Here is a 25995-nt window from a genome sequence, read left to right as displayed (position 1 = left end):
TCTAAAACAAGCAGGTTCTGAGCTTTTCAGCCGTGTTTTCGCTCAAATCTCTAAAAGTTGCGCCAACCTGAATCTGATTGCCGTCGTCCATTATGCGACGAGCATCGCAATCGAGACGTATCGTTTCAGAGACATTGGGAAGTTGAAAAGAAAGTTCAAAATTGGGCAACTGGCCAACGGAAGTGATCTTGAATTCGGAACCCTTAGGGTAAGTGACCAATACCCCACCCATGGAAATGTCCAGGATTACGCCAGGCAGCGGGTCTAACCGGGTACCGTTCTTCAAGTGAGTCAGCGCGGAAAGAGTGATTTCTTTTCGAGGGTATTTGCGTCTTTCCTCCGTGAAGTTCTCTCTGAGGGAAAAGCCTTCCTTTGTCAGATAATCTATAATGATCTTATCCAACAGGGAAGCAACCGTACGGCATTCACGATCGGCCGCCTTTCTCAATGCTTCCCGGACCCTTTTGTTCATTCTCATGCTGTAAATGACATCTTTTTTCAAGGTCGTCCCCTTCGTTCTTAGAGGAAAAGAACCATGTTGCCCTGCCCAGGCAACCCGGCTGTCTCTAAGAGAAAGAGACCCTAGGCTTTCCGTCCCCGCCTCACGGAGGGTTTGGCTTTGTCTCGAGCTCGGAATTAAATTCGCCAATAGATATCTTATACGTAATACAAGCAAATTTTTGAAGAAGAATCTTATCCTCTACAACTGTTTTTATAAAGCCATCGGCAGAACATGCTCTCAGCGGTCACTTGATTTTAATCCAAAGGAGTTTCGCTGTGTTGGGACCAGGATTTTTCCACTGACTGGGCATTTCGGAAGTAAGGTAGATAACATCTCCTGAGCGAAGATTGTAAGCCGCTTTTTCAAGCTTTATCTGTAATTTTCCTGAGAGGACATATCCAATTTCTTCGCCTTTATGAATGAAAAAATGTGCAGAAATACTTTTTCCTGGTGGAATTTCAATAAGATAAGGTTGAGCCTTGGGGTCGAAGTCAATTGGGGTCAAGAGTCGTGCGAAAACGTTTCCTTCTGGAAGTTCGGGTATTTTAATTTCCACAGCCTCTGAAGATGGAAAAATGATCCTCTTTTTGACTTCCGTCCTTTCCTGGAAAAAAGCGCTCACGTCCACAGAGAGCACTTCGGCCATTTTCAGCAGAGCTGGCAGGGACGGATAAATCAAGTTGCTTTCGATCTGAGAAATGGTGCTCGGTGTGACCCCCACTAATTTAGAAAGCTCCGTCTGAGAAAGACCTCTCCGTGTGCGAAGTTCCTTGAGACGCAACCCGAGATCGATGCCTCCGGTGGTGCGTTTTTCTTCGTCAAAAGTGACGGTGAGATCTTTTGCCCAGTAGCTGTGTGGCTTATGCAGGTTATCCATATCGCGCTTTTCGGCCTTGAGGACCGTGAGAGAAGTGGTACCCCTTTTGATTCCGAGTTCAATGACGACCTGAGCGATCTGGCTGATATTTGCGCGAAGGCGCGGGGAATGGGCTTTTTTCTCCATAATCCAGTAGGCAACAGTGTTCAACTCATACAGCCGAGGGCAGGAGTGGGAATAAAAATTCAAAATGGATTCCTCTCCACCCCAGACCTCCTGCATTCCGGTAATACTCTCGAATACGAAGCGTACATCCCCCTTCATAGTGCCATGGACCCCGTAGAGAACATCCATGACCTCTTCTGTTCGGCGTGGCTCCTCCACTCTGATGATGCGGCATGGAAATTCGGCATCAGACTCTTCGTAGAATTTTAGAAAAATGGAAGATTTCGCACCCTTACCACAGGTAAAACAATCCAGTATGGTGAGGTTAGGGTTGTCCGCCAGAGGGCCAAGTTTTTCCAGGAGATTCTTGGGGGAGCGGTCGAAGCTGACATAAATCAGAGGCTTGCTCTGGATTTGTGATGCCTGGATGAAATTGAGACAGAATACAGAGGCGAGGCTGCCTGAATCGTCGTGCCATACGACATTGTCGCCTATGAAAAGGCCGCCCAATATGCGATCCAGTTGGCTGACGCCGGAGGTGATGCGAAGTCTTTCTGACATGTTTGCTGTCCTTGAGGTGGTACATGATATATAGCTATTGAATGAATTTTCCCTTATGGCGGATTCATGCAATTGGTGAGTGCCTTGCCGCATGGCCGATGCGCAAACCAAAGATAAGAATTCCTTCAGAATCAGGGTCAAATCAACAAAATCAGACTCCATGGTGAAGCGCTTTATGCCTCATCGTTCATGAAGTTCTTTCATTTATGCCCAATTTCGAGTTTGAATGTCAATGAATGTAATGACATTGTCTCATTTAATTTCCTGATTATTCAATCTAAATCTCCCTTTAAGGATTCAATGCGATGGTCTGGGCGCATTTTTGCTTTCGTTAAAATTAAAAACTACTTCGGTGAGACGAGGAGGGGCCGGACAAATTCAGCACCCCACTTCGGGAAGGAAAATCGTCATCGATGAAAATTCAATAGGGGAAGACGGGGGCCGAGTCCAATACCTTTGGTTGAGATGACGGCTTTGTATGGCCACATCTCGACTCCGGTCTGTTGAGCTTGGCGGAAAAGTTCGGCAAAAGAAGGATCAATGAAGTCTGCAGGTGCGAAACAGTGCGCATCGGCCCTCTGAATCAGGTAGAAACAGGCGGTCCGATGGCCCTGGGATGCGAGCGTCATCAGTTCTGAGAGATGCTTTTGCCCACGGACCGTAACTGCATCAGGGAAATAGGCTACATCCCCCTCCACCAGAGTGACGTTTTTGCTCTCGATCCAAAGCGTACCGAGAGGACCATGGAGAAAAGCGTCCATACGGCTCTGTCCATACTTCTTTTCGCTCTTGAATGTACTGTAGCCTGTAGTTTCCCGCATTAGGCCGGATTGCCAGGCGCATTTGAGAAACCTGTTGGGCACCGAAGTGTTCACTCCCACCCATAAACCGTCTACTTTTATGAGCTCCAATGTATAGGGCAATCGGCGACCCCGACGTTGGGCAGGAGAAATCAAGACCTCTGCCCCTGGTTTCAAAAGCCCCATCATGCTTCCGGAGTTGTTCGTATGGACCCAGATGCGGTCTTTTCCTGTGTCCACTTCAACCAAAAAACGCTTTTCACGCCGGCAGAATGTGGCTCGAATGGTTCCGTGCGGATACGTGATCAGGGGTGAGTGTATTTCAGCCAGAGATGAATTCCTTCGTATGGGATTCTCTTCATCATCAATTGCTTCGCTTTAGAAGGTCCCGCTGATGGGATGTTTCCTTTCGATGGTTTCGAGAGTTTTGTACCTTACAACGTTCCTGATGTGTGCCGGCAGGGATCGAGGATGTGGGGGGCAGAACCGGCCGGCCGCTCCCCAACCCTTTTCGTAAATTGAAACTCCTCGATATTTGTGAACGAGAATCGAGTCATATCCCAAGATACGGACTCTTTTTCCATATTCTATTGGGAGACTTCTTTATCCTCGTCCATCGTGGGCACCGATATCTTTTCATAACCTTCGGGCAACTCAAACAAAGAATCTTCAAGGGAGCCGTCTCTAATGTTCTTGTATTCCACAATGGTTTCCGAATCTTCAACTTTTACAGGAAATGAATGTTTGGTGGAAATCCAGATACTTGTTTTTTCACCCTCTTCATCGATTTCGTATTTCTTGCAGGGTACCCCAGCGGCATTTTCTTCTTTGAGGAATTTTGCTTTTTCCTGCTTTTCCAGTGACCATTCTTCGAAAAGATTTTCCTCGTCTTCGTAGGGCATTTCTATATACTTCTTCTCTTCCGGGTCAATCATCCATGAGACCTTCTTGTCAGGCCGCACGATGACAATCTGTTTTTCCCCCTCCTCCATTGCTTCCTGTCTCATTTTATTGCCTTTGACGTAAACCTTTGCTGTCATGGGCGCTTCCCCCTTGGGCTGAAAAACCATATCGGCAGAAAATTCAGCCGCCAGTGCGGGAGCCGAAATAAGAACGATGCAGAAAGCCACTGCAACCATGAATCTCATCATTTTTCCAATCTTTAATCGTCTCATCTCTAAACCTCTCTCTGAAGAACCCTAGATCACCTTGAAGCCCCAGCCTCACATATGTTGAAGTTGAATGGATTTGCTCCATTCAGGTCAAAGAATAGAATTCCGAAATATTTGATTCTGAAATCTATTCTCAGCTTTTGAGAAAAGATTATCCTCTAAAAAGGTGCGAAAGGAAACGATGAAAAAACATTCGAGTGGCCTCTTGGATTGAATGCACTTTTGGATAGCAAAACTTAATAGGTTGGGGCAGCATTCGTGTCAATGCATTTGAGTTGCATGGCCGGATATTTGGAAGGATTCAAATAATGAGGAGAGGGGGGATCCTCGGCTTGGAGGAAATGGGGAGTCCGGGAAAGCAAGAACCAATTGCTCCGAAAAAACGAATCCTGAAAGTTTCAAGGGTGTTCATGCTTCGGGAAAAACGCAAATTTTTCAAAAAAGCGGTGATCCACAACGCCTTTTTCCATAGGCAGGGAAGGGGAATTCCAAAAAAAAAGAGGAGGCCTAAGCCCCCCCTTTTGGCTCTGGCGGTCTGTTACAGAGCGTTCCTGTAAATTTCAATCACGTCTTCAAGAGTGGGACAACGGGGATTGGTCAAACCACAGGCGTCTTTCTGAGCATTTTCCGCCATAATGGGGAGATCCTCTTTCTGTACGCCGAGTTCCCTCAGCCCGCCCGGAATGCCCACATCTGCCGAGAGGGTCTTGATGGCTTCAAGTGCTTTTTCCGCTGCAGCACGCTGTGAGAGTCCATCCACGACTTCACCCATGGCTTTGGCGATGTCTACGAAGCGTCCGACCTTGGCTATCATGTTGAACCGTTCCACGTGGGGAAGCAAGATGGCGTTGCAAACGCCATGGGGCAGGTCATAGAAGCCGCCCAACTGGTGAGCCATTGCGTGAACGTGGCCGAGGCTGGCATTGTTGAAGGCCATTCCAGCCAGATATTCGGCATAAGCCATGTTGTCCCGCGCAACCATATCACCCCCATGTGCCACTGCGGCGCGCAGGTTTTTGGCGATCAACTCGATGGCCTTGAGTGCACAGGCGTCCGTGACTGGGGTTGCGATGGTGGAAACGTAGGCTTCTATAGCATGTGTTAATGCGTCCATACCGGTAGCTGCCGTGAGTCCGGGAGGCATTCCCGCCATCAACAGGGGGTCGTTGATGGCCACGTTGGGAGTGACTCTCCAATCAACGATGGCCATTTTTACTTTCCGGCTGGTATCGGTGATGATGCAAAAGCGGGTCATTTCACTTCCCGTTCCCGCTGTCGTGTTCACGGCAATAAAGGGCGGCATGGGTTTGCCGGACTTGTTCACTCCCTCATAATCACGAATGTGCCCGCCATTGCTGGCCACGACGCCGATGCCCTTGCCGCAGTCATGGGAGCTGCCGCCACCGATCGAAATGATCATATCGCAGCCGTTGTCTTTGAAAATCTTCAAACCATCGTGAACATTCGTATCCGTGGGGTTCGGAATGGTTTCATCGAAAACAACGCAATCAACGCCTGCGTCCTTCTTGATGATATCCACGATTTGCTGGCTTATACCGGCCCGCGTGATGCCCTTATCCGTACAGATGAAAGGTTTGGTGCCACCCAACGTTTTGACCTGTTCCCCCACTTGCTTGTGTGCTCCAATGCCCATCAAGGTAACGGTGGGAATATAGAATCCAAATACTTGCTCTCCTACGGCCATGTGAAACTCCTTTTCTTTGCTGGTAATACTTCAAGGTTAGGGACCATCTTCCGACTGCCTGACGAATTCCATCTCGTGACAGTCCAGATACACAAACTACTTCCGATAACGATACCAAGTTGCAATCATTGAACGGCGCGCGGGAGCGGGAGAAACGTTGGAACATCAACATCTCAAAATCAGCCTGGATGTAACTCAGTCGTTGTGCTTCTATATAAGCAAAAGGTGGGCCAAACAGAATTATCTATAAATAGCAATAGGATAATGAATGGTTTGTTAGCTTTGAAGGATGCACCTGCATTCTTTTGGCCCGCGGAAGGGTCATTTTGAGAAAACGAACGGGAGAAAATTAAAAATTAGCATAAAAAATAGGTACTTAAAGTAACGTGTTATAATGATACAGTGAAATGCAGAAATTGAGTCAAAAGGATACATTGTGTTTCGATTGACATAAAGAGCTGGGGCAGTTTATTCCAAACCATACTCTTTTAATTTCCGGTACAAGGTTTTTCTGCTGATTCCCAGGAGATCCGCAGCCTGTGAACGATTTCCTGCTGCATGTTCCATAACCTGCTGAATGTGACGCTTCTCAATGTCCCTCAGGCTCAAAAAGGAGCTATTCGTTGTTGAGGTAGGCTCTTGCTCGGCTATCTCACGGGGAAGGGCCTGAGCGGTAATTACCCCATTTTCTGAAAGAATGGTGCCCCTTTCCATTACATTGCGCAACTCCCGCACGTTCCCGGGCCAATGGTATGCGAGCAAATGCTCCATGACATTTTTGGATATACGGTAGGGAGACTTTCCAACGCTCAACTGTCCCAGGAAATATTCCACCAGCAAAGGAATGTCTTCCTTACGCTGGCGCAGGGGGGGAAGATCCAGTTGAAACACGTTGATTCGATGGAAAAGAGCTTCGTGAAAACGCCCCGCTTTCACTTCTTCCACCAGGTTGCGGTTGGTGGCAAAGAGAAAACGTACGTCTACCTGTCGTTCCTGTTTGTCGCCAACTCTGCGGTAGGTTTGGTTTTCAAGAACGCGCAGAAGGGATGCCTGAACTTCAAGGGGAAGTTCTCCGATCTCATCTAAAAAGAGCGTACCCAGGTGAGCAAGAGCGAGAAGTCCCTCCTGTGATTCGGTTGCGCCGGTAAACGCCCCCTTGCAGTAGCCGAAGAGTTCGCTGCGGATGAGTTCCTTTTGCATGGTGCCGCAGTTCTTGATAATGAGCGGATGATCGTTCCTTTTGCTTGCAGAATGTATAGCCCTTGCAACGACGTCCTTTCCTGCACCGCTCTCCCCCGTGATCAAAACCGGCACATCCGTGGGGGCCACTTTGCTGATGAGGTACTGGATGTGCTGGATGGCCAGGGAAGATCCGATAAAACGGGGAGAGGATTGATCGCTCTGGGTATGCCGTAAAAGGCGGTTTTCCCGCTGGAGGCGAACGCGCTGATAGGCTTTTTCGATGACCAATTCGAGACGGTCGAGGGCAAATGGCTTGGTGATATAATCATATGCCCCGATCTTCATTGCTTCGACGGCACTGTCGATATTGCCGTGACCCGTGATGAGAATGACTTCAACATCGGGCAAGGTTTCTCTCAACCGCTCCAGAAGTTCCAATCCATCGGCGTCAGGCAGGCGAATGTCGAGCACGATGACGTCAAACTGTTGTTGACGGATCAAATCGAATGCCTCGTGGGCACTCCCTGCAGTGCGCACAGTTCTTCGCATATCGGAGAATTCCTTCTCCGCCAATCTCCTGATGGATTCTTCGTCATCGATCAATAAAATTCGAATGGGGTCAAAAATAGTCATGAGCGATTTTCTCTGTTTTACCTGAAAATTGATGGCAAATTACAGGTGTGGACCGTCAGATCATGCAGCCTGGCTAAACGACTAAAACAAGAGGGGTAGATGGTTCAGTCGGCAGTCGCACAAGAAAGGTCGAGCCTTTCTCGACTTCGCTGCAGACTAAAATTTCTCCACCGTGATTTTGAATAATATTATAACACGTCGACAGTCCGATACCGATGCCCTTGCCAGCCGGTTTGGTGGTAAAGAAGGGTTCGAAAAGCTTGTCAAGATTTTCTGATGGAATACCACAGCCGTTGTCTTCCACGGCCAGCCCCACCCATTGGTCGTTCGTTGAAAACGTGCGCAGGATAACGGTCCCCCTTCCCTGAGTTGCATCCAGCGCGTTGAAAAGCAAGTTGAGCACCACCTGCTTCAATTGTGACGCATCCGCCTGGATGAATGGAAGAGGTTCCTGAAGTTCCTGGCGCACATGTCCTTCTGGATAATACTTCAGGTGATTTTGAAGTAGCTTGAGTGTGTCCCGGACCACCATGTTGAGATTTACGGAACGAAAGTCGTTGGATTTCGGGCGGCCAAAATCCAGGAGATTCTGAACGATACCCTGGCAACGGCGGCATTCTTTAAGGATGATATTGATATATTCGTCGAAATCTTCAGCGAGATCTTTGTCTACTTGTTCTTTCAGTTTTGGCAACCGACGTTTCAATCCCTCGGCAAACCCCGAAATGGCGGTCAATGGGTTGTTGATCTCATGGGCAACGCCTGCAGCCAGGGCGCCAACAGTCGCCATTTGCTGGGCCTGGTAATATTTCGCCTGGTATTCCTTTTCGAGGGTAACATCACGCTTCAGCAGCAAAATATGACAGGGATTCCCCTCAGAATTTCGAAGGGGAGATGCCGTGATCTCAAAATGGCGGTTCTTGCCCCCTACGGAGAAAATATCGAGCTGTCTGCATACGCGGTTCGTGTCGAGCGCGATGACCACGGGGCAGGAGGAACATCGCTCCTTCTGCTGCCGGAAGACCTCGAAACAATATTTTCCAACAGGCTGCGTTTCCTTAAAGATATCGTAGTAAACGTGATTGACCGACGTGATGCGGAAATCGAGGGTAAGAATGGCCATCACATCTGTTATGCCGTCCAGTATTCCCTGAATATGGCGTCGCTTGAGTTCCAGTTTGAGATTGGAAGCCTGTAATTCCGCTACCTTTTCCTGGACCTCTCTGAAGAACCCCAGTTTGGCGTACTCGATGCCGATCAAATCATCCAAAGTCGGTTTTTCGCTCATCACCAGGCCTCCTCACAAATATGCATGAGATCCTCCCAACTCGCCTGGCGGGGATTGGTCAGCAGGCAAACATCGTTGGCCGCCATTTTTGCAAGTTCCGGCAGTTGTGAGCGGTTCTGAACGACATCTTCAAGATGTACGGGAACTCCAAAGGAATGGCAAAATGCTTCGATCTTCTCGATGCCAGCTACCGCCGTTTCTCTATCCGTTTTCAAACGCTTACCGAGAAAGACTTCACCAATGGCGGCGATCTTTTCCGTACAGGCCGGAAGGTTGTAACGCATGACGTGCGGAAGCAAGATGGGATGGACCAATCCATGCAGGGTATCGAACATTCCCCCGAGGGAGTGAGCAAGTGCGTGTTCCGCACCCAGACCGGCGTTGCTGAAAGCCATTCCGGCAGCGGTGCTCGCAATACTCAACTGCTCCAGGCTCTCCAGGGAATGTGTGTCAATTGCCGATCTTATGTTCTTCATAATCAATTGAATGGCTTGCATGGATTGCAGTTCCGTAAAAGGCGAAGCGATTTTGGATACGAAGGATTCAATCGCGTGACACAGGGCATCGACAGCGGCGGCTATAATGAGTTCTTCGCTTTTAGTCTGCAAGACCAAGGGATCTATAATGGAAATGTTGGGAACGAGAGTCCGGCTGATTATGGACATTTTCACCTGCCGCTCCACATCCGTGATGATGGAAAACTGTGAAATATCGGAACCACTCCCCGCTGTTGACGGAATGAATACCATGGGGGGAAGGGGACGATGAATGCGGTTGGCTCCTTCGTAGTCCTGAATCCGTCCACCGTTGCTTGCCACAAGCGCAATTCCTTTGGCAGCGTCCATTGGACTTCCTCCACCCAGGGCAATAATGACATCTGCTTCCTCTTCGAGATAGTATTTTGCCCCGGCATGAGTTTGATAGTCCCGTGGGTTTGAGGAGATATCGGAATAATAAATCCAGCGGAGTTTCTCTCTCTCCAGGATTTCGATGACGCGTCTGACCCAACCCGCATCTTCCAGACCCCTGTCACTCACTAAAAAGACTTTTTCACCCCCAAGCTGCCGGGCACAGAGGCCGGTATAGCTGAGGCTTCCACGTCCAAAAATGATTTCAGGAATGGAAAATTTATGTACATTGTTCATGAATGATTGCCTTCTTGATCAAAATGATAGAGAGGGGCGAGAAAAATAGACGAAAATTTTATAAAATCCCATAACCAGAACGGTCACGGCGAAAGATGAAAAAAAGGCAAAGAGATGGAAGGCAAGAGGGAAAGCGGGAAACGCTACTGAAAAACGACGTCAGCATGAGCCATGAGCTATGAACCATGAGCCTTTTTTTCATATGAATTGTCATTCCGGAGCGGTACCCTGCATGATGAAATAAGCCCTCGGAAGTCTATTTTCTATGTAACGTGCACGTTTCCTTCTTAAATAACCGTAAAGAAATTCTGAGGAAAGAAGAAATTCGAATTTTCTTGGCGGGCACTATCTCGGGAGAGGAAAGGGCTTGATGGGGGACGGTGGCGGGAAGGCAATCCTTGCAGGGCGTGTCCCATGGGGGGGCCGAAAAAATCTCCCCCATGGGTGAATCATTTCATTGTAAAGGGCTGTCAATGAAATGGGCTACCAATTGAAGACCTGGTCGAGCTCTTCATCTTTGACACCAAAAGTGACATTGTGAGGCGCTACGGGTTGGGTGGTGAAGAAGCGGGGCAGGCGGTCATGTTGTGCGGTAAACCCAGCCTGAGTGTTGAAAGCCCGTTCCGTCTTGAGGATCTGTTTGCCCAGTGCTGTCACGTCGTCGCCTGTGAGGTTGAGCCCGTAGAAGGCGTTGATCATGTCGAGCATGGCCTGGAAGGTTTCAGGCTGGTCCAGAAGGGCAAAGGCGATGAAAAGGCACATGCCGGTGGAATCAATGGCGGCAGTGGCGATCTGCAGGTTGCGCGAGAGTTCCACCTGACCTTCCGGTTTGAGGGGATCGACATCGCCTCCCACCTTGAGGATATTGGTGGCTACGGCATAGCCCGCCGTGTGGTCGGCTCCCATGGGGCTTGTGGCGTAAGTGACTCCGATGCCCTGCACCGCACGGGGGTCATAGGCGGGAAGAGCTTGGTTTTTCACCACGGGAACCCGCTCTACTCCAAAGACCTTGCCCGCAACGGCGGCTCCACTGCCCAGGATACGCCCTAAAGGAGTGCCTTTGCCCACCTGGTGCATCAGGTCGATGGCCCCCTTGGAATCTCCGAATTTGATCAGGCCGGCATCCATGGCCACCCCGATGGTGACTCCCATCTCGATGGTGTCAAGGCCGTAGTTGTCATCGAGAAAATCCATCATGGCGATGTCATCGAGATCGCAGATGCCGCAGTTGCCGCCGTGAGCCCAGACGGTCTCGTATTCGGGTTGTTTGGTGAGAAAATGGCCGTCCTTGTCGTTATAAATCCCCGAACACCGAATGACGCATCCCCGGTGACAACCGTGGGTAGCCAGTCCTCCGCGGGCGGTCTCGGTTTCGGCCTGGGTTTCCCCGCTGATCTTGTGAGCGCCGTCGAAGCGGCCCTGCTTGAAATTATAGGTGGGGTATCCACCCGCTTCGTTCAAGATGTTGGTAAGAATGTTGGTACCGTAGGCGGGAAGACCCTGTCCCGTGACGGCATGACCTCTCAAGCCCGCCACAAATTTCTTGTTGGCTTCCTTGAATTTTTCAGGGTCTTTCGGGGAGCGCATCTTCATGCCCGTGTCGTCGAGCACGATGACCTTGATGCCCTTGGAACCCATGACGGCTCCAAGCCCTCCGCGGCCGGCATGGCGTGTGGGTCTGAGCTCGGGATCGGTGCAGGCGATGGATGCGGCGCACATTTTCATTTCACCCGCCGTCCCTATGGAGATGCAGGCGATCTGGTCTCCGTACTCTTTCTTCATCCTTTCGATGAGATCGTAGTTGGGAAGCATTTTGAGGCTGTTGTCTTTTTCGATTTTGACGCCGTCTTTGTTGATGAAAATCTTGTAGAGATCGTCGGTTTCAGGTTTTCCTTCAAGGACAATGGCTGCATAGCCAAGGCGGGCCAGCACCTGAGCCGGTTGTCCACCCGCGTTGGCTTCCTTGATGCCCCCCGTAAGGGGGCTCTTGGCCCCTATGGACAGGCGGCCCGACATAGCCCCTGTGGTTCCGCTGAGTAAGCCCGGCGCAATGACCAGCTTGTTCTCGGCCCCCAATGCATGGCAAAGGGGAGGAACTTCTTTGTAAACCAGGGTTGAAGTGAGAGCCCTTCCCCCCATGCCGGCATATGCTCCCACCGGCTCCTCTTTGGCCCTAGGACCGCCTTGCGCTCCAGTGTCGATGCGTAATATTTTGTCCATCGCTAACCTCCTGTCCCCTTTAATGCCAGAAAATGTTTCAGTTCACATCCTGCCCGTGTCTTTGAAGAATGCCATGGTTTCGGATAGTTCAAATCATTCAAGTCAAGCATAGACTGTCGACTTTTCTTCTAAGAACATATTCCAATTAGCTTGTAAATATATCAATTTTGGCACAATATTTTTGGGACTCATTGTAAAACTTTGACGATGCAACCTCCATGGTGCAAAATCTATTTCCCGTGCAAATCGAAACGCACTTCAAAAAAGCGCAGTGCAATGGAAAGAGGCTTATGAATTCTTTGCCATTTATACACCAAAAGCTTGATGGAACTGTTCTGGATATTTATGTACAGCCGAAAGCCGCCAGGAATGAACTGGTCGGAATACACCAGGGAAGCTTGAAGGTGCGATTGACGGCTCCACCCGTGGAAGGGGAAGCGAACAAGGAATGCATCAAGTTCCTGGCCAAGCTACTGAATGTCTCCAAATCCGATCTGGAAATCATTCAGGGGCATAAGTCCCGTCAGAAGAGTATCTTGATCCGCGGTATTTCATCTGAAGTTCTTGAGTCGATTTTACATGAAAAGGGTGTAGTTCAGGGGACTGCAGCCGGGAAAGTTTGATGTAATGATATTTTTTTTGTAAAAGGCGACACCTTTTGATAAAAGGGTTTTTCAGCATTTTCGAAGAATATAAGAGGCAAACGCATACTTTGAAAGGGAGCAAACATGCGAGAAGCGGTTATTGTGAGTGCGGTGCGGACTCCACTGGGGAGCTTCAACGGCTCTCTCACCGGAATTGGAGCCACAAAATTGGGTGCGATCGTCATGGAAGAAGCCATTCGCAGGGCTGGGATCGGCAAGGAAGAAGTCAACGAAGCGATCATGGGGATGGTGCTTCCTTGCGGGTATGGACAGAATCCTGCAAAGCAGGCGACAGTCCAGGCCGGGATGCCATGGGAAGTGGAATGCATCACGGTCAATAAAGTATGCGGTTCCGGATTGAAATCCGTAATGTTGGCAGCTCAGGCCATTCAGGTGGGTGACGCGGACATAGTGGTTGCCGGCGGCATGGAAAGTATGAGTATGGCTCCTTTTTACCTGGACAAGGCTCGCTTTGGATATCGTATGGGAGATGGAACCATTCGGGATCACATGGTTCACGATGGCCTTTGGGATATTGTAAATGATTTTCATATGGGCATTTCCAACGAGCTCTGTTCCGAACGATACAATGTTTCACGTGAGGACCAGGATCGTTATGCGGCCGAATCTTACCGACGGGCGCTTGTCGCCATACAAGAGGGAAGATTCAAGGATGAAATCGTTCCCGTGCCTCTCCCGCAGCGCAAAGGGGACCCTGTTCTCTTCTCGCAGGACGAGTGTCCCAAGGAAACTCCTTACGAGGTGCTCTCCAAAATGAGGCCGGCTTTCAAGAAGGACGGCTTGACCACTGCTGGAAACGCCTCCATCATCAGTGACGGGGCTGCTGCCGTTGTCGTTATGGCGCGTGAAAAGGCCGAAGCATTGGGCTGTAAGATCCTGGCAACCATTGGCGCTCAGGCCTCTGCCGGTATCGATATGAAATATGTTCTGGTAGCTCCCATATGGGCGGTTCCCAAGTGCCTGAAAAAGGAAGGCCTCGGGCTGGAAGATGTGGATCTTTATGAAATCAACGAGGCTTTCAGCGGTTCTACGGTGGCGGTCCTGCGCGAACTGAAGCTGGACCCCGCCAAGGTGAATGTCAATGGTGGAAGCGTGGCCCTCGGGCATCCCATTGGAGCAAGTGGTTGCAGATTGCTTGTGACGTTGCTCTATGAAATGATGCGACAGGACAAAAAAGTTGGTTTGGTCTCCCTCTGCCTTGGTGGTGGAGAGGCAGTTGCTATGCTGGTCAGACGATAGAGGTGGTTTAACTTTGAAATGCATGGAAGGAGATAAGGTGCAGATGGAAGTGAAAACGTTTGGAGTGATTGGTGCCGGACAAATGGGAAACGGGATCGCTCAGGTAGCCGCCATGAGCGGGCTTCAGGTCATCATGAACGATATCAAGGAGGAGTTCGTACAGCGTGGTCTGAACAATATCACCGGCATTCTTTCCAAGAATGTGGAGAAGGGCAAAATGACTGCAGAGGAAAAGTCTGCGGTTCTGGGGCGCATCAAAACCAGTGTGAACCTTCAGGATCTTGAAGCGGCCGATTATGTTGTGGAAGCCGCCACAGAGAATCAACCCATCAAGTTCAAAATCTTTCAGGACCTGGACAAGATCTGCAGTCCTGAGACCATCCTTGCCAGCAACACCTCTTCGATTCCCATCGGCCGTATCGCCGCCCAAACCAAACGTCCAGAAAAGGTCATCGGCATGCACTTCATGAATCCCGTGCCGGTTATGAAGCTGGTGGAAGTGATTCGTGGTCTTGCCACTTCAGATGAAACGTTCAAAGTGACATGGGACCTTTCCATCAAGTTCGGCAAAACTCCGGCGGAATCCAGTGATTTTCCGGGTTTTATCGCCAACCGTATTCTCATGCCCATGATCAACGAGGCCGTTTATGCTCTCTATCACGGCGTCGGCACCCCCGAAGCCATCGATACCGTCATGAAGCTTGGAATGAACCATCCCATGGGGCCCCTTACGCTGGCAGATCTCATCGGCCTGGACACCTGCCTTGCCATCATGGAAACCCTCTATGAAGGTTTCTGTGACTCCAAATATCGCCCGTGTCCTCTCCTGCGTAAGTATGTTGAGGCGGGATGGCTTGGGAGAAAGTCTGGACGCGGATTCTACGAATATAAATAAAATGGGGTGCATATGGATTTTGAACTGACTGAAGAACAAAAAATCATTCAAGATACAGCTGCAAAATTCGCCAAGCGTGAACTGGAACCCGTTGCAGCCGAACTGGACCAGACGAAGAATCGCGAGATCCTCAAGGCAAACCTTCGAAAGCTCGCCGAATTGGGCTTCATGGGGCTGAATGTCGATCCCGCGTATGGCGGAACGGGCGCAGGGGTTGTTTCTTTTTCCCTGGCGATGACGGAGCTGGGCCGTGCCTGTGCTTCTACGGCGGTGACCACATCCGTTACCAACATGGTTGCAGAAGTCATTCAGGTGGTGGGGACGGAAGAGCAGAAGCAAAAATATATTCCCCCCCTCTGTAGTGGTGAATGGGCCGCCGGCAGCTTCGGACTCACTGAAACCTGCGCCGGCTCCGACCCGGCCTCCATGCGTACATCCGCCGTTCTGGATGGCGATGAATACGTTCTGAACGGCGGCAAGATCTTCATCACCAGTGCGGAATATGCCGGTGTTTTTGTCGTGTGGGCCGTAACGGACAAGGAAGTGAAAAAAGGGAAGGGTATCACCGCCTTCCTCGTGGAACCCTCCTTTCCCGGCTTTATCGTGGGAAAAGACGAGAAGAAGATGGGGCAGCATGCCTCTTCCACGAACGAACTGCGTTTCGAAAACTGCCGTGTTCCCAAAGAAAACGTGCTCGGAAAGGTGAACGACGGTTTTCGCATCGCGGTTTCCGAACTGGCCGGAGGACGTATCGGCATCGGGTCCATGGCTCTGGGCATCGGACTTGCCGCGATGGATTGCGCCACCGCTTACGCCAAGGAGAGAATCCAGTTCGATAAACCGATCTCCAATCTTCAGGCCATTCAATGGATGATCGCCGACAACTATACCCGCCTCGAAGCGTCCCAGTTGTTGCTGCTCCGTGCGGCCAGCTTGAAGGATCAAAAGAAGCCTTACGCCAAAGAAGCTTCCATGGCCAAAGTGTATGCAACGGAATCCGCCAACAAGGCCTGCTACGATGCGCTGCAGATTCTGGGCGGCTATGGGTACACGGCCGATTTCCCCGTAGAGCGCTTTACACGGGATGTTCGAATCACTTCGATCTATGAAGGGACGAGCGAAATTCAACGTCTCATCATCGCGCGAGACCTGCTGAAATAACAGATCCCGCTCCGGACTGCCCCGCCTTTTTCAAACCACTGGTTTCGAATGAGGCGGGTTTTTTTGTGTCCCTTGAAAATCATATGAAGATCATACATAAAGGAGCATGTTGTCTTTGAGGAGAACAATAGGCGGTGCGTCTACTGTGGCGAGTTGTTTTTCTATGAGGTGCTTGTAATGAAGCTTTAAATGGCTGATGTAAATTCTTGCCGGCAGGACGGGCATCTTTTGGATCTCTCCTTTGAGGAGGGAAGGGGTTAAATGTCCTGAAACCCTCGCAAGCTCTTCCAATTCGTCGGGAAAGGAAACCTCGGTGATCAAGGCTTTGACGTTGTGTTTGCGCATGCGCGTCCAGATTTTTTCCGTAGGTCCCGTATCTCCCGTATAGAGAACCGCATTTCCCTCCGGATCTTCAATCATATAGCCATAGGCCGGGACCGAGTGATGGACTGGTGTCGAGTAGATTCTATATCCATGCACTTCAATGAAATTTCGCGTTGAGATTTCCTGATACCTCATAACAGGTGCATCATGTTTTGGAAGACGGCTGAAGTCGGGCCAGATCCTGTTGTTGAACAGATGTTTTTTCAGATCCTTCAAAACCTCTTTACCACTGAGGATGGTCAGAGCGCATGCCTGATTTGTGGAAACGATATTATCGACCAGGAATGGAATGCCTTTGATATGGTCCAGATGGGCATGTGTCAGGAAAATGTGAGTGATTTTGCATTGTGAGTCCCTGTCCAGGGAAAGAGAAATAGTTCCTGCATCCATCAGGAGAAATTCATCCACCAGAAAAGCAGGGGAATTGTGTCCCGGAACTTCGGAACCGGATGCACCGAGCACTCTGATTTTCATAATGTCTTTCTTTTATTTTAACCGATAAAATGATGAATTTTTCGTTTCCTGCCGTTATGGCTGGCGTTCTTCGTCCGGAGAGGAATTGTAAAGATTTTTCAAGAATTTTAAACTGAAACTTTTTATCGGCCTTTTTGAGTGCGAGATGATTCCAAATGGATGAAAAGCTGAGGTTTTTACCTTTAAAGCAAGATCCGTTTTATGCTGATGAAAAAATTTGACAAAACATAAGGGAATATAATAAAAACCAAACTTGAATTGGATTTCCCAAGCTCTCATGTTCATTCTGATGTTGACAGCTCGGTCTGTTAGAGGTCTTTAACTATCTGATGCGCTTCACAATCCAAGCGGAGTGACCCAGGTTTGATGTTGCTGTTCGGCTTAATTCCAAATTTTTGCGTTGATTTTTTCAACGTGCCGTTTTGGGTTACATGCTTTGAGAACCGAGGAGTAGTTTCCTCCCTCTTGATTCTTCCGCCTTTTTTTCCCTGTAGTTCGAATAAGCCCCCTTTTAAAAATCGGTTTGAACTTTGGAATGTGATGCGCAATGGGTTTTCCCGTTGCTGGAAATCCCTGTTGTATGATTGGAGATGCGCGTCCGGTCAGTTCATTTAAAATGCATCCGGTTTGTCGGGGCGGTCGGTAACTCGGACGGACTCATGCAGGAAAAAAGGGAGGCGCAGATGAAGACTCGTGGAAGAAATCACAAGGATTGGTTGAAACAGATTTGTTAAGACAAGTCGCGGAAAGGGTTGTGTGGGAGATTGCCCATTGGGTGGTATGTGGTTTCGATGAGCCCCTTGGAATGGCGGGGGAAAGATTTACGACTGATTCTTGTCTTCAAATATGTGTTGGGTTATGTGTAGCGGAAAAGACTTCGTGAAGATTATAACTCTCGAACTATTGCCGGTGATTGAAGGGATGGCGTTGCGCCCGACATGTAGATATATGCAACATGAAGGGGTTGGATTTTGTTCGTCGGTCTGCAAAGTAAGGTATCACGTGGTTGATTTTCATTCAGAAGCGGATTCTCTGTCCTGAAGATGGCTGTGTTGGATGAAGTTTCTGGCAAAGAGAATGAAGTGCAAGGAAGTTTCTGGATGTGAGTTGGCCGGTTGATAAGAGCCGGTGAGAGGTTCTTATCGAAAACATTTTTACGAAACGAGGGAAACCATGCCGATTGAAATTTCAGAGAAAACCATCAAGCGTGACTTCATCGAGAAAGTCATCAAACTCAGCGGGCAGGACATCAACATGTGCTTTCAGTGTGGCACCTGCGGTGGCGCATGCCCCATGTCCGACAAGGTGGATGTTGTTCCGCGCAAGATCATGCGAATGACACAGCTTGGTTTGGAAGATGCCGTTATGGATGCCAAGAGTTATTGGATGTGTGCTTCTTGCCATTCCTGTACTGTGAATTGCCCGAGAGGCATTGACATTGCCAAAGTCATGGAGGCTATCCGGCTTCTGACCCTTAGGAAAAACGTCAATATGTATGAACCTTCGAAGCTTGACGCCGAGACGGTCCGCGATTTGCCCCAGATTGCTATGGTCAGCTGCTTCAGAAAATTGACAAGTTAGAGGAGTGATATGAAAGTCAGCTATTATCCAGGATGTACCCTGAAGACGAAAGCGAAAAACTTGGAGGACGCTGCAGTCGCCTCAATGGCCGCCCTCGGTGTGGATTTTGAGGAGTTGACCCGTTGGAACTGCTGTGGCGCCGTTCACTCTCTCGCTGACGACGATCTCATTCACCAAGTGGCTCCTGTGCGTGACCTGGTTCGCGCACTGGAACAGGGGAGCGACACGGTCGTTACTCTCTGCTCGATGTGCTACAACACCCTTGCGCGGGCAAATTTGCTGATGAGGCAAGATGAGGTGAAGAGGAAGACAATCAACGACTTCATGAACGAAGAGAGGGATTACAACGGGGAAGTGGAAGTAGTTCATTTCCTGAACTTCCTGCGCGACCAGGTCGGTTGGGATAAGGTGCGCGCAGCCGTGAAAGTTCCTCTCAATGGCCTGAAGGTGGCTATGTATTACGGCTGTACTCTGGTGCGTCCCCGCAATGTAGCCATCGAACCCATAGGCGATACGAAGATCATGGGGGAGTTTCTTGAAGCCATCGGTGCAACACCCATAGATTTCGCGGATGCCACCACTTGCTGCGGTTCTTATCAGATTCTGGCCAATCCCGATGCAGCCAACGACGTGAGTGGTCAGATTCTCAATTCCGCTCTAAATGCGGGCGCAGAAGCCGTGGTGCTCAGCTGTCCTCTCTGTGAATTCAACCTTTCCAAGAAGCAGCCTGAGGTCATAGCCAAAAAGAAGCTTTCCAAAGAAGTTCCTGTTTACTACTTCACTCAATTGCTCGCCATGGCGTTGGGTCTGGGGAATGAGGCCTGCCGATTTGACCTCAACAGCAAGTGCTCATCGGAATTTCTTAAGACTAAAAATTTCCCCGTTTGAAAAGACGCTGTCGGATGAGGTTCACTCAGAACAGCCGAGGGGTTGATCTTGACGATCATATGAAGTTACTAACAGTTTTTCTCAGGAGAATTGAATATGTCGCATCATGAAAGCAGTGAATCCAAGCCAAAAAAGAAAGTACAGGTTGCAACGGGCGACCGGGCCATTCTCCCCGAAGGGGCGAAGACCATTCCAGTCTATATCATGGGAAAGAAGTACGAAGTTCCCGAGACTCTGACCATCATGAAAGCTATGGAATATGCCGGCTTCAAGTTCCTGAGGGGTGCCGGCTGCCGTGGTGGTATTTGCGGTGCCTGCCCTACCGTATATCGCAAGCCCGGCGACTACAAGCTGCATTTTGGTCTTGCCTGCCAGACGGTCGTAGAGCCCAACATGTACCTGGCTCAGATTCCTTTCTATCCCGCAAACCGCGCAGCCTACAAAATTGAAGATCTCGAGCCTACCCCCGAGACGATCTATGCACTTTATCCCGAGCTGTTCCGTTGTGTGGCTTGTAACAACTGTACCAAGGCATGCCCTATGGGGGTGGATGTATTGGGTTATATCTCCGCTTTAAAGCAGGGGGATATTGCCAAAGCCGCAGAACTTTCCTTCGACTGCATCCAGTGCGGCATGTGCGCCAGCCGTTGCATGGGTGAACTGCCCCAGTACCACATCGCCCAGCTGGCCCGCCGCATGTACGGAAAATATATCATGCCCAAGGCCGAGCACCTTGCCAAGCGGGTCAAAGAGATCGAATCGGGCAAGTATGACGATCTGCTGAAGCAGCTTCAGACCATGAGCCATGAAGAGCTGGAAAAGCGCTATAAAGAAAGGGAACGTGAACCGGATATGGCTCCCAACGGAACCTGGATGCCTGCAAGCGATCCGTATCTTTGATCCCACGTTTTGTAGAGACTGCTGATAGACTTTAAAAAGACAAATATTAAAATTTGTTAGGGAGTATGAGGAGAATACTATGGGTTACACTCCGGAAATGAAAGAGTTGATCAAGAGGGTTGAAGCCACTCGGCCCGCACGTCTGGAAAGAGCGCGCCGCGGCGAGAACTACCCTGCATTGACCTTGGAAGAGCGGGCTGTTGTTCTTGAGAAATTCCATCCCGACTATCAGAAGGAAGGCCGTCGCCCTGTAAGAACGGGTGCTGATAAGGGCCTGGTATTGCCTGAAGAAGTCGCTTCCATGCTGGAATCCCGTTCCATGCTTCGCCCTGAAAATGTCGACCTTTCACATGCGGATTTCGAAACAGACGTCCTGATCATCGGTGGCGGCGGTGCAGGGACCTCTGCAGCACTTTTAGCCGCCGATGCGGGTGTTCGCGTCATCATGACCACCAAGCTGCGTCACGGGGATGCCAATACCATGATGGCTGAAGGTGGTATTCAGGCTGCAGTGCAGGAAGCCGATTCCCCCTATTACCATTATATGGATACCATCGGTGGCGGCCACTTCACCAACCAGCCCGACCTGGTGGCCGCTTTGGCTCATGATGCCCCCCTTTCCATCGCCTGGCTGGAAAGCCTCGGCATGATGTTCAACAAGTTCCCCGATGGCCGCCTCATGTCCCGCCATTTCGGCGGTTCCAGCCGTAAGCGTATGAATTCGGCCGGTGACATGACAGGTGCTGAAATCATGCGCGTGTTGAGGGATGAAGCCCGTAACCGTGGGGATCAGATCACGATCCTTGAATTCACTCCCGCCGTTGAATTGATCCTGGACGAAGACGGAAAGTGTGCGGGCGCGATTCTCTACAACATGGAAACCCGCGAGTTCTTTATTGCCAAGGCCAAGGCCACCATCATCGCGACGGGTGGAAACGGCCGACTGCACATCAAGGGATTTGCGTGTACCAACCATTACGGCGCCACCATGGATGGTGTCGTTCTAGCTTACCGCGCAGGTGTCGGGACGACATGCCTCTTTTCCACCCAGTATCACCCCACGGGTGTAGCCTATCCCGAACAGAACGTCGGTCTGCTCATCACGGAAAAAGTCCGCGGTCTGGGTGCCCACGTGCTCAACATCGACGGCGAGCAATTCTGCTTCCCCCTTGAACCTCGCGACGTTGAATCCGCTGAATTGATCAAGGAAGCCATTGAAGTGGGCAAGGCTGTTTTGACTCCTACCGGACGTTACGGCCTGTGGCTGGATTCGCCCATGATCGACATGCTTCACGGAGAGGGGACGGTTCGCCGCGAACTTCCCGCCAAGTTCATTCAGTTCGAACGCCACGGCATCGACATCAGCAAGGAACCGATGCTCGTTTATCCCACACTCCACTATCAGAACGGTGGTATCGCCATCAACGCAGACTGCGAAACCTCTATCCCCGGTCTCTACAGCGCCGGCGAATGTACCGGCGGTCTGCACGGTGAAAACCGCCTGATGGGCAACAGCCTTCAGGATGTTATCACTTTCGGTCGCCGTTCCGGTGTCGCTGCCGCCAAGTATGTAAAGAACGGTGTTGAATTGAAGAAGCTGACGCTGGATCATGTGGTGAAGTACGAGAAGGAACTTGCCGAAGCAGGTATCGAGAACCCCATGGTAGCGCCCATTCTGCTGCCGGATTACTCGACCGATGAAGTTGCCGCACGTCGCCTTCTGGAAGTTCAGGGCAAGCTGGAAGCCGAATAAGTTCCATCGCTAAGAGTACATAAGAGTCTTTATTGAAGAAATCCTTGGGGTACCCTGATGTTGGAGGGTACCCCGTTTTTTTGCATTTTCGTTTGTCGCGCGGGCAAGTCCGGCTCAAAGGAGTACACGCAAGCGCCGATCCAATTCCATTTTGGGAAGCGCTCCCACAATGCGGTCGACCTGCCTTCCCCTTTTCATCAGGATGAGGGTGGGCACGCTTTGTACTGTATAGTTGCCTCCGGAGATGGGATTCCGATCCAGGTGAATTTTAGCGAACTTGATGCGGCCGGAATATTCCCGAGCCAATGCATTGAAATCCGGCATCAACCTTTGGCAGTACCCGCACCAGGGCTGCCAGAAAAATACGACGACCGGTCCCGGAAAACCGAGGACCTCACTGTTGAAGCTTTGGTCGGTCACCTCTACAGGATCCTCCGGGTAGCGGGCTGAAAGAGTAAGCGGATGGTGGCATTTACCGCAAGTTGCGCGATCTTTCAGCCGATTTTTGGGAATGCGGTTCTTGGCTCCACAATGAGTGCAACCGACAATAACGCTTTCCTGGTTCATTGCTTCAAAACCTTTACCTTTCTCAAAATGCGTCCGATAGATCTTTATAGACGAACACATATTCTTCATCATTGATGCTGATGATGATTTTCCCGCCGCGATTTTCAGCATAAACGAGCCAACCTGGCTTTTTTGCATCGCATCATTCGACTTTGGGGGAAAATTCCGCTTTCCGCTTGTCGAACCACGCCAAAAGCATGGAGAACGGGGCCATTTCATGAGCCTTCCGGTCGGCTATTCTTCGGGCGGCTTCAAAATCGAGCCATTCACTTTGGATGTGAAGGTTTATTGGATCCTTCAGCATTGCTTTGGTGAGTTCAACGCAACCGCTCATAAATCATATCTCCTCTATTTCCCTGAAAATTGAAAGAAAGCTATCACTGGCAAAACTTCTTCAATGCGATCAAGAGCAATACTTGTAAGCCGTTCATATACTCCGCACGCCTGAGAATTGAACCTTCTGTCAGAGGGGGGCCTCGCCGTGACTATCTTTAATCGCTGTAAGAACGCCACTTCTACAAGAGTGCGTACACCAACCATTGCATAATCACCGGATCACGGGATTTCAAGGAACGGGACATCTGGAAGAACGAACCGGAAACGTTCCGGGGGAACTATATGTTGATTTATATGACGGCTGAAACATATAATGAAAAAAAACGGCATTTCAGAGCCAAAGTTTTGTTGCCGGCACTGAGAGCGAATATTTTTCGACCGATCCAGACAGTGGTGGTGAGGGGGAAAGATGATGTCAAGGTATGCTCGAACATGTGCCTCTGCAGTTGCAGTTTATCTGGTTTTGTGGAGCCCTGCAGTGAGAACGCGGATGAGCTGGGTTCGTACTCAAGATTGAAAAGAGAGGGGGAATCGGGTGGCTCGAATAGACGATTATAAGGAATCCTTTCGGCTTGCAGCATTGGAGCTCAAGAAATCAAACCTGACGGATCTGGCGAAAGCTTCTGAAGTGGATATCGCGGCTTCCGATAACGGAGTTGTAGGGTTGAAGCTTTCATTTCTCGGGACTCCGATAATCGTTCAGGTGGGTGAGTCGGTGGATGTGGTCAGAGACGGGCAGGAGGGAGAAGTTCCCTTACCGGAAAAGATCCTCATTTGTCACTATCTCCTTCATGCGACGGGGAAGCCGGCGACGGGGGAGCTCATCACGTTTCGTCAGATTCCGGATGGTCATTTTTATTTCGACGCCTTTCAGCGAAGGGCACGAGACCCGTTTCTCGCCACGTTTGGTAAAGATGCGGATCTCTTTCGGACGTGTGCGCAAAGGCTTGGAGGTTTCCCCGTAGAAACGGGTGATGTGGGAATGGCGTTCCAGGTGTTTCCCCGGATTGCCCTTCAAATCGTTCTCTGGGAGGGGGATGAAGAATTTGAACCGGAAGCGAGTATATTGTTTGATTCAGCGATTCAGAACGAATTGGCTGTGGAAGATATTGCCGTGGTGAGCGGGATGGTTGTCTATCGTCTCATGGGCATTGCCCGGGGTTTGCAAGCTGCGGCTCTCTTCAAATAAATTCCAGTGGAGGATAAGACATTGAAAATTGCAGTCAGTGGTAAAGGCGGAGTTGGGAAAACCACTCTTTCCGCTTTCTTGGTGAAATGGTTTGCAGGTCAAGGAAACACCGTGCTCGCCATTGATGCCGATCCCGATGCCAATCTGGGACATGGTCTCGGCATCAAAGATGCGTCCAATATTGTTCCCATCGCCAAAATGAAAGAGCTTGTGGCTGAGCGGACAGGATCCGTTCCCGGGAGCTTTGGAGGATTTTTCAAATTGAATCCCCAGGTAGATGACCTTCCTGAAAAGCTGGCGGTGCCCAGCGGTGAGCGCATTCGTCTCATGGTGATGGGCGGCGTGAAAAAAGGGGGAACGGGTTGTGTTTGCCCTGAGAGCGTTCTTTTGAAAAATCTGGTTCAACACCTGATTCTCAGACGCGACGAAATCGTCGTCATGGATATGGAGGCTGGAATCGAGCACCTCGGCCGCGGGACTTCCAAGGCGGTGAATTGCCTCATTATCGTTGTGGAACCGGGACGACGCAGCATTGAGACTGCCCTCAGGATAAAAGATCTGGGTTTGGATATCGGGCTCACGAATATTGGTCTGGTGGGGAATAAAATCAGGGGAGAAAAAGATCGAGAATTTTTGACCAGGAGTTTGCCGGACTATCGGTTCCTTGGGTTTATCCCATATGACGATCAGCTGATCGAAGCGGACCTCAAGGGAATCTTTCCCGAGGATCTGAAAGAGGAAACCCGTGCCAGTCTTGAAGAAATTGCAGAAAATCTGCAAAAAATCAGGACGGTTGCTGCATCTTAAGAATAGCATACATGAGGGATTCCATGATCGATGTGCAAAATCAGATGGATCACAGGAACATCAGGGTCGATAAGGTCGGAGTCAAGGATATCCGTTACCCTCTTACGGTAATGGATAAGAATAACGGGGCGCAGCATACCGTAGCGTGCATCAATATGTACGTAAATCTGCCTCGTGAGTTCAAAGGCACTCACATGAGCCGGTTTATTGAAATATTGAATGAATTCCACGGCAACCTGGACATTCGTGAGGTTTCCATGATTCTTGAAGAAATGCAGTCGAAGCTTCAGGCTGAATCGGCCCACCTCGAGATCAGTTTTCCATACTTCATCAAGAAACTCTCACCCATTACGGCCACGGCAGGGCTCATGGAATATGGCTGCCGTGTGGCGGCCTGCCGGGACCAGAACGATGACTGTGACCTGGTTCTCGAAGTAAACGTTCCCATCACCACCGTTTGCCCTTGTTCCAAGGAGATCAGCATTCATGGGGCTCACAACCAAAGAGGGATGGTACGTCTCGCTGTCCGCTTCAAACGATTCATGTGGATCGAAGACCTTGTCCAACTGGTTGAATACTGTGCATCCTGCGAAGTGTATTCCGTTCTGAAACGGCCCGATGAAAAATACGTTACAGAAAGAGCCTACGAGAATCCCAAATTTGTGGAAGACGTCGTGCGTGATGTCGCCAAGGCATTGAAGAAAGACGCCAATGTTTTGTGGTTTAAGGTAGATGTGGAAAATTTTGAATCTATTCATAATCATAGCGCTTACGCATGCATCGAACGGCACAAATGAAACTATCGCGGAGGTGATGAAATTCGGGACGCCTCGTTCCAATTCTCCATCTGAACTTCTCTAAGATCCTACTCTATTTGGCGTGTTGTTGTATTCTACTCACCGGTTTTGAATATGTCTCGTCTTAAGCGTTCCCGAGTTTGCCCATATTTTTGAATCCGCACCCGGG

22 protein-coding genes, 1 pseudogene and 1 riboswitch are annotated in these 25995 nt (G+C 50.0%); of the genes and pseudogenes, 11 read left to right on the top strand and 12 right to left on the bottom strand.

Features of this window, described 5'->3' with window-relative positions; genetic code table 11:
* Position 1 precedes the first annotated feature (1 nt).
* The 9 genes from QMG16_RS05440 to QMG16_RS05400 all read right to left on the bottom strand — a co-directional run bounded on the left by QMG16_RS05440 (position 2) and on the right by QMG16_RS05400 (position 12190).
* Positions 2–502 (bottom strand): PilZ domain-containing protein, encoded by a 501-nt coding sequence (locus QMG16_RS05440; protein WP_281792795.1) that lies wholly within the window; start codon positions 500–502, stop codon positions 2–4.
* 45 nt (positions 503–547) lie between these two features.
* Positions 548–628, bottom strand: a riboswitch (cyclic di-GMP riboswitch).
* Positions 629–746: 118 nt separating this feature from the next.
* Positions 747–2045, bottom strand: a complete 1299-nt coding sequence (locus QMG16_RS05435) for a helix-turn-helix domain-containing protein (RefSeq protein ID WP_281792793.1) — start codon at positions 2043–2045, stop codon at positions 747–749.
* 407 nt (positions 2046–2452) lie between these two features.
* The gene (sfsA, locus tag QMG16_RS05430; RefSeq protein WP_281797035.1) at positions 2453–3130 is read right to left on the bottom strand and encodes a DNA/RNA nuclease SfsA; all 678 of its coding nucleotides are present in this window, start codon (positions 3128–3130) and stop codon (positions 2453–2455) included.
* Between the two features lie 302 nt (positions 3131–3432).
* A complete protein-coding gene (locus tag QMG16_RS05425) occupies positions 3433–3996 on the bottom strand; it encodes a DUF4412 domain-containing protein (RefSeq protein WP_281792791.1) in 564 nt (187 codons plus the stop codon).
* Between the two features lie 559 nt (positions 3997–4555).
* Positions 4556–5722, bottom strand: a complete 1167-nt coding sequence (locus QMG16_RS05420) for an iron-containing alcohol dehydrogenase (protein WP_281792789.1) — start codon at positions 5720–5722, stop codon at positions 4556–4558.
* 468 nt (positions 5723–6190) lie between these two features.
* Positions 6191–7537 (bottom strand): sigma-54-dependent transcriptional regulator, encoded by a 1347-nt coding sequence (locus QMG16_RS05415; RefSeq protein WP_281792788.1) that lies wholly within the window; start codon positions 7535–7537, stop codon positions 6191–6193.
* A gap of 73 nt (positions 7538–7610) precedes the next feature.
* Entirely contained in the window at positions 7611–8825 is a 1215-nt protein-coding gene (locus QMG16_RS05410) for a two-component system sensor histidine kinase NtrB (RefSeq protein WP_281792786.1), read from the bottom strand.
* Entirely contained in the window at positions 8825–9970 is a 1146-nt protein-coding gene (locus QMG16_RS05405; protein WP_281792785.1) for an iron-containing alcohol dehydrogenase, read from the bottom strand. Before QMG16_RS05405 ends, QMG16_RS05410 begins: the two co-directional genes overlap by 1 nt.
* A 483-nt stretch (positions 9971–10453) precedes the next feature.
* Entirely contained in the window at positions 10454–12190 is a 1737-nt protein-coding gene (locus QMG16_RS05400) for an aldehyde ferredoxin oxidoreductase family protein (RefSeq protein ID WP_281792784.1), read from the bottom strand.
* A 290-nt stretch (positions 12191–12480) separates the two neighbouring features.
* Between QMG16_RS05400 and QMG16_RS05395 the strand changes: the two genes are divergently transcribed.
* The 4 genes from QMG16_RS05395 (at position 12481) to QMG16_RS05380 (ending at position 16150) form a co-directional block, all read left to right on the top strand.
* A complete protein-coding gene (locus QMG16_RS05395; RefSeq protein WP_281792783.1) occupies positions 12481–12813 on the top strand; it encodes a DUF167 domain-containing protein in 333 nt (110 codons plus the stop codon).
* Between the two features lie 105 nt (positions 12814–12918).
* Positions 12919–14094 (top strand): acetyl-CoA C-acetyltransferase, encoded by a 1176-nt coding sequence (locus QMG16_RS05390; protein ID WP_281792780.1) that lies wholly within the window; start codon positions 12919–12921, stop codon positions 14092–14094.
* Between the two features lie 43 nt (positions 14095–14137).
* On the top strand, positions 14138–14989 hold the full coding sequence (locus QMG16_RS05385) for a 3-hydroxybutyryl-CoA dehydrogenase (protein ID WP_281792779.1): 852 nt from the start codon (positions 14138–14140) through the stop codon (positions 14987–14989).
* Between the two features lie 12 nt (positions 14990–15001).
* Positions 15002–16150: an acyl-CoA dehydrogenase family protein gene (locus QMG16_RS05380; RefSeq protein ID WP_281792778.1), complete on the top strand. Its 1149-nt coding sequence runs from the start codon at positions 15002–15004 to the stop codon at positions 16148–16150.
* 90 nt (positions 16151–16240) lie between these two features.
* Here QMG16_RS05380 and QMG16_RS05375 read toward each other — a convergent pair whose 3' ends face one another.
* Positions 16241–17008 (bottom strand): 3',5'-cyclic-nucleotide phosphodiesterase, encoded by a 768-nt coding sequence (locus tag QMG16_RS05375; RefSeq protein WP_281792776.1) that lies wholly within the window; start codon positions 17006–17008, stop codon positions 16241–16243.
* A 1173-nt stretch (positions 17009–18181) separates the two neighbouring features.
* On the opposite strand from QMG16_RS05375, the gene QMG16_RS05370 reads away from it, so the two are divergent.
* The 4 genes from QMG16_RS05370 (at position 18182) to QMG16_RS05355 (ending at position 22130) form a co-directional block, all read left to right on the top strand.
* Positions 18182–18589: a 4Fe-4S dicluster domain-containing protein gene (locus QMG16_RS05370; protein ID WP_281792774.1), complete on the top strand. Its 408-nt coding sequence runs from the start codon at positions 18182–18184 to the stop codon at positions 18587–18589.
* Positions 18590–18598: 9 nt separating this feature from the next.
* Complete coding sequence (locus tag QMG16_RS05365) at positions 18599–19477, top strand: CoB--CoM heterodisulfide reductase iron-sulfur subunit B family protein (protein WP_281792772.1); 879 nt, start codon at positions 18599–18601, stop codon at positions 19475–19477.
* A gap of 96 nt (positions 19478–19573) precedes the next feature.
* The gene (locus QMG16_RS05360) at positions 19574–20377 is read left to right on the top strand and encodes a 4Fe-4S dicluster domain-containing protein (RefSeq protein WP_281792770.1); all 804 of its coding nucleotides are present in this window, start codon (positions 19574–19576) and stop codon (positions 20375–20377) included.
* Between the two features lie 79 nt (positions 20378–20456).
* Positions 20457–22130, top strand: a complete 1674-nt coding sequence (locus QMG16_RS05355) for an FAD-binding protein (protein ID WP_281792768.1) — start codon at positions 20457–20459, stop codon at positions 22128–22130.
* Between the two features lie 114 nt (positions 22131–22244).
* Here the strand turns inward: QMG16_RS05355 and QMG16_RS05350 are convergent, their stop codons facing one another.
* Both QMG16_RS05350 and QMG16_RS05345 read right to left on the bottom strand, forming a co-directional pair.
* Positions 22245–22697, bottom strand: coding sequence for a thioredoxin family protein (locus QMG16_RS05350; RefSeq protein WP_281792766.1), 453 nt, complete (start codon positions 22695–22697; stop codon positions 22245–22247).
* 22 nt (positions 22698–22719) lie between these two features.
* A pseudogene (locus QMG16_RS05345) lies at positions 22720–23001 on the bottom strand (AF1514 family protein).
* Positions 23002–23568: 567 nt separating this feature from the next.
* Here QMG16_RS05345 and QMG16_RS05340 point away from each other — a divergent pair.
* From QMG16_RS05340 to folE2, 3 genes are read left to right on the top strand one after another with little or no spacing between them, the layout of a single operon-like run.
* On the top strand, positions 23569–24222 hold the full coding sequence (locus tag QMG16_RS05340; protein WP_281792764.1) for a DUF3786 domain-containing protein: 654 nt from the start codon (positions 23569–23571) through the stop codon (positions 24220–24222).
* Positions 24223–24243: 21 nt separating this feature from the next.
* Positions 24244–25029 carry an ATP-binding protein gene (locus tag QMG16_RS05335; RefSeq protein ID WP_281792762.1) on the top strand — a complete coding sequence of 262 codons (786 nt, stop codon included), beginning with the start codon at positions 24244–24246 and terminating at the stop codon, positions 25027–25029.
* Positions 25030–25052: 23 nt separating this feature from the next.
* Positions 25053–25826, top strand: coding sequence for a GTP cyclohydrolase FolE2 (folE2, locus tag QMG16_RS05330; protein ID WP_281792761.1), 774 nt, complete (start codon positions 25053–25055; stop codon positions 25824–25826).
* Positions 25827–25995 lie beyond the last annotated feature (169 nt).

Origin of the sequence: Desulforhabdus amnigena (genome assembly GCF_027925305.1) — a bacterium.
GTDB classification, from domain to species: Bacteria; Desulfobacterota; Syntrophobacteria; order Syntrophobacterales; family Syntrophobacteraceae; genus Desulforhabdus; species Desulforhabdus amnigena.
The sequence above is the reverse complement of the archived record's forward strand: the minus strand, read 5'-3'. Positions and strand labels throughout refer to the sequence as shown.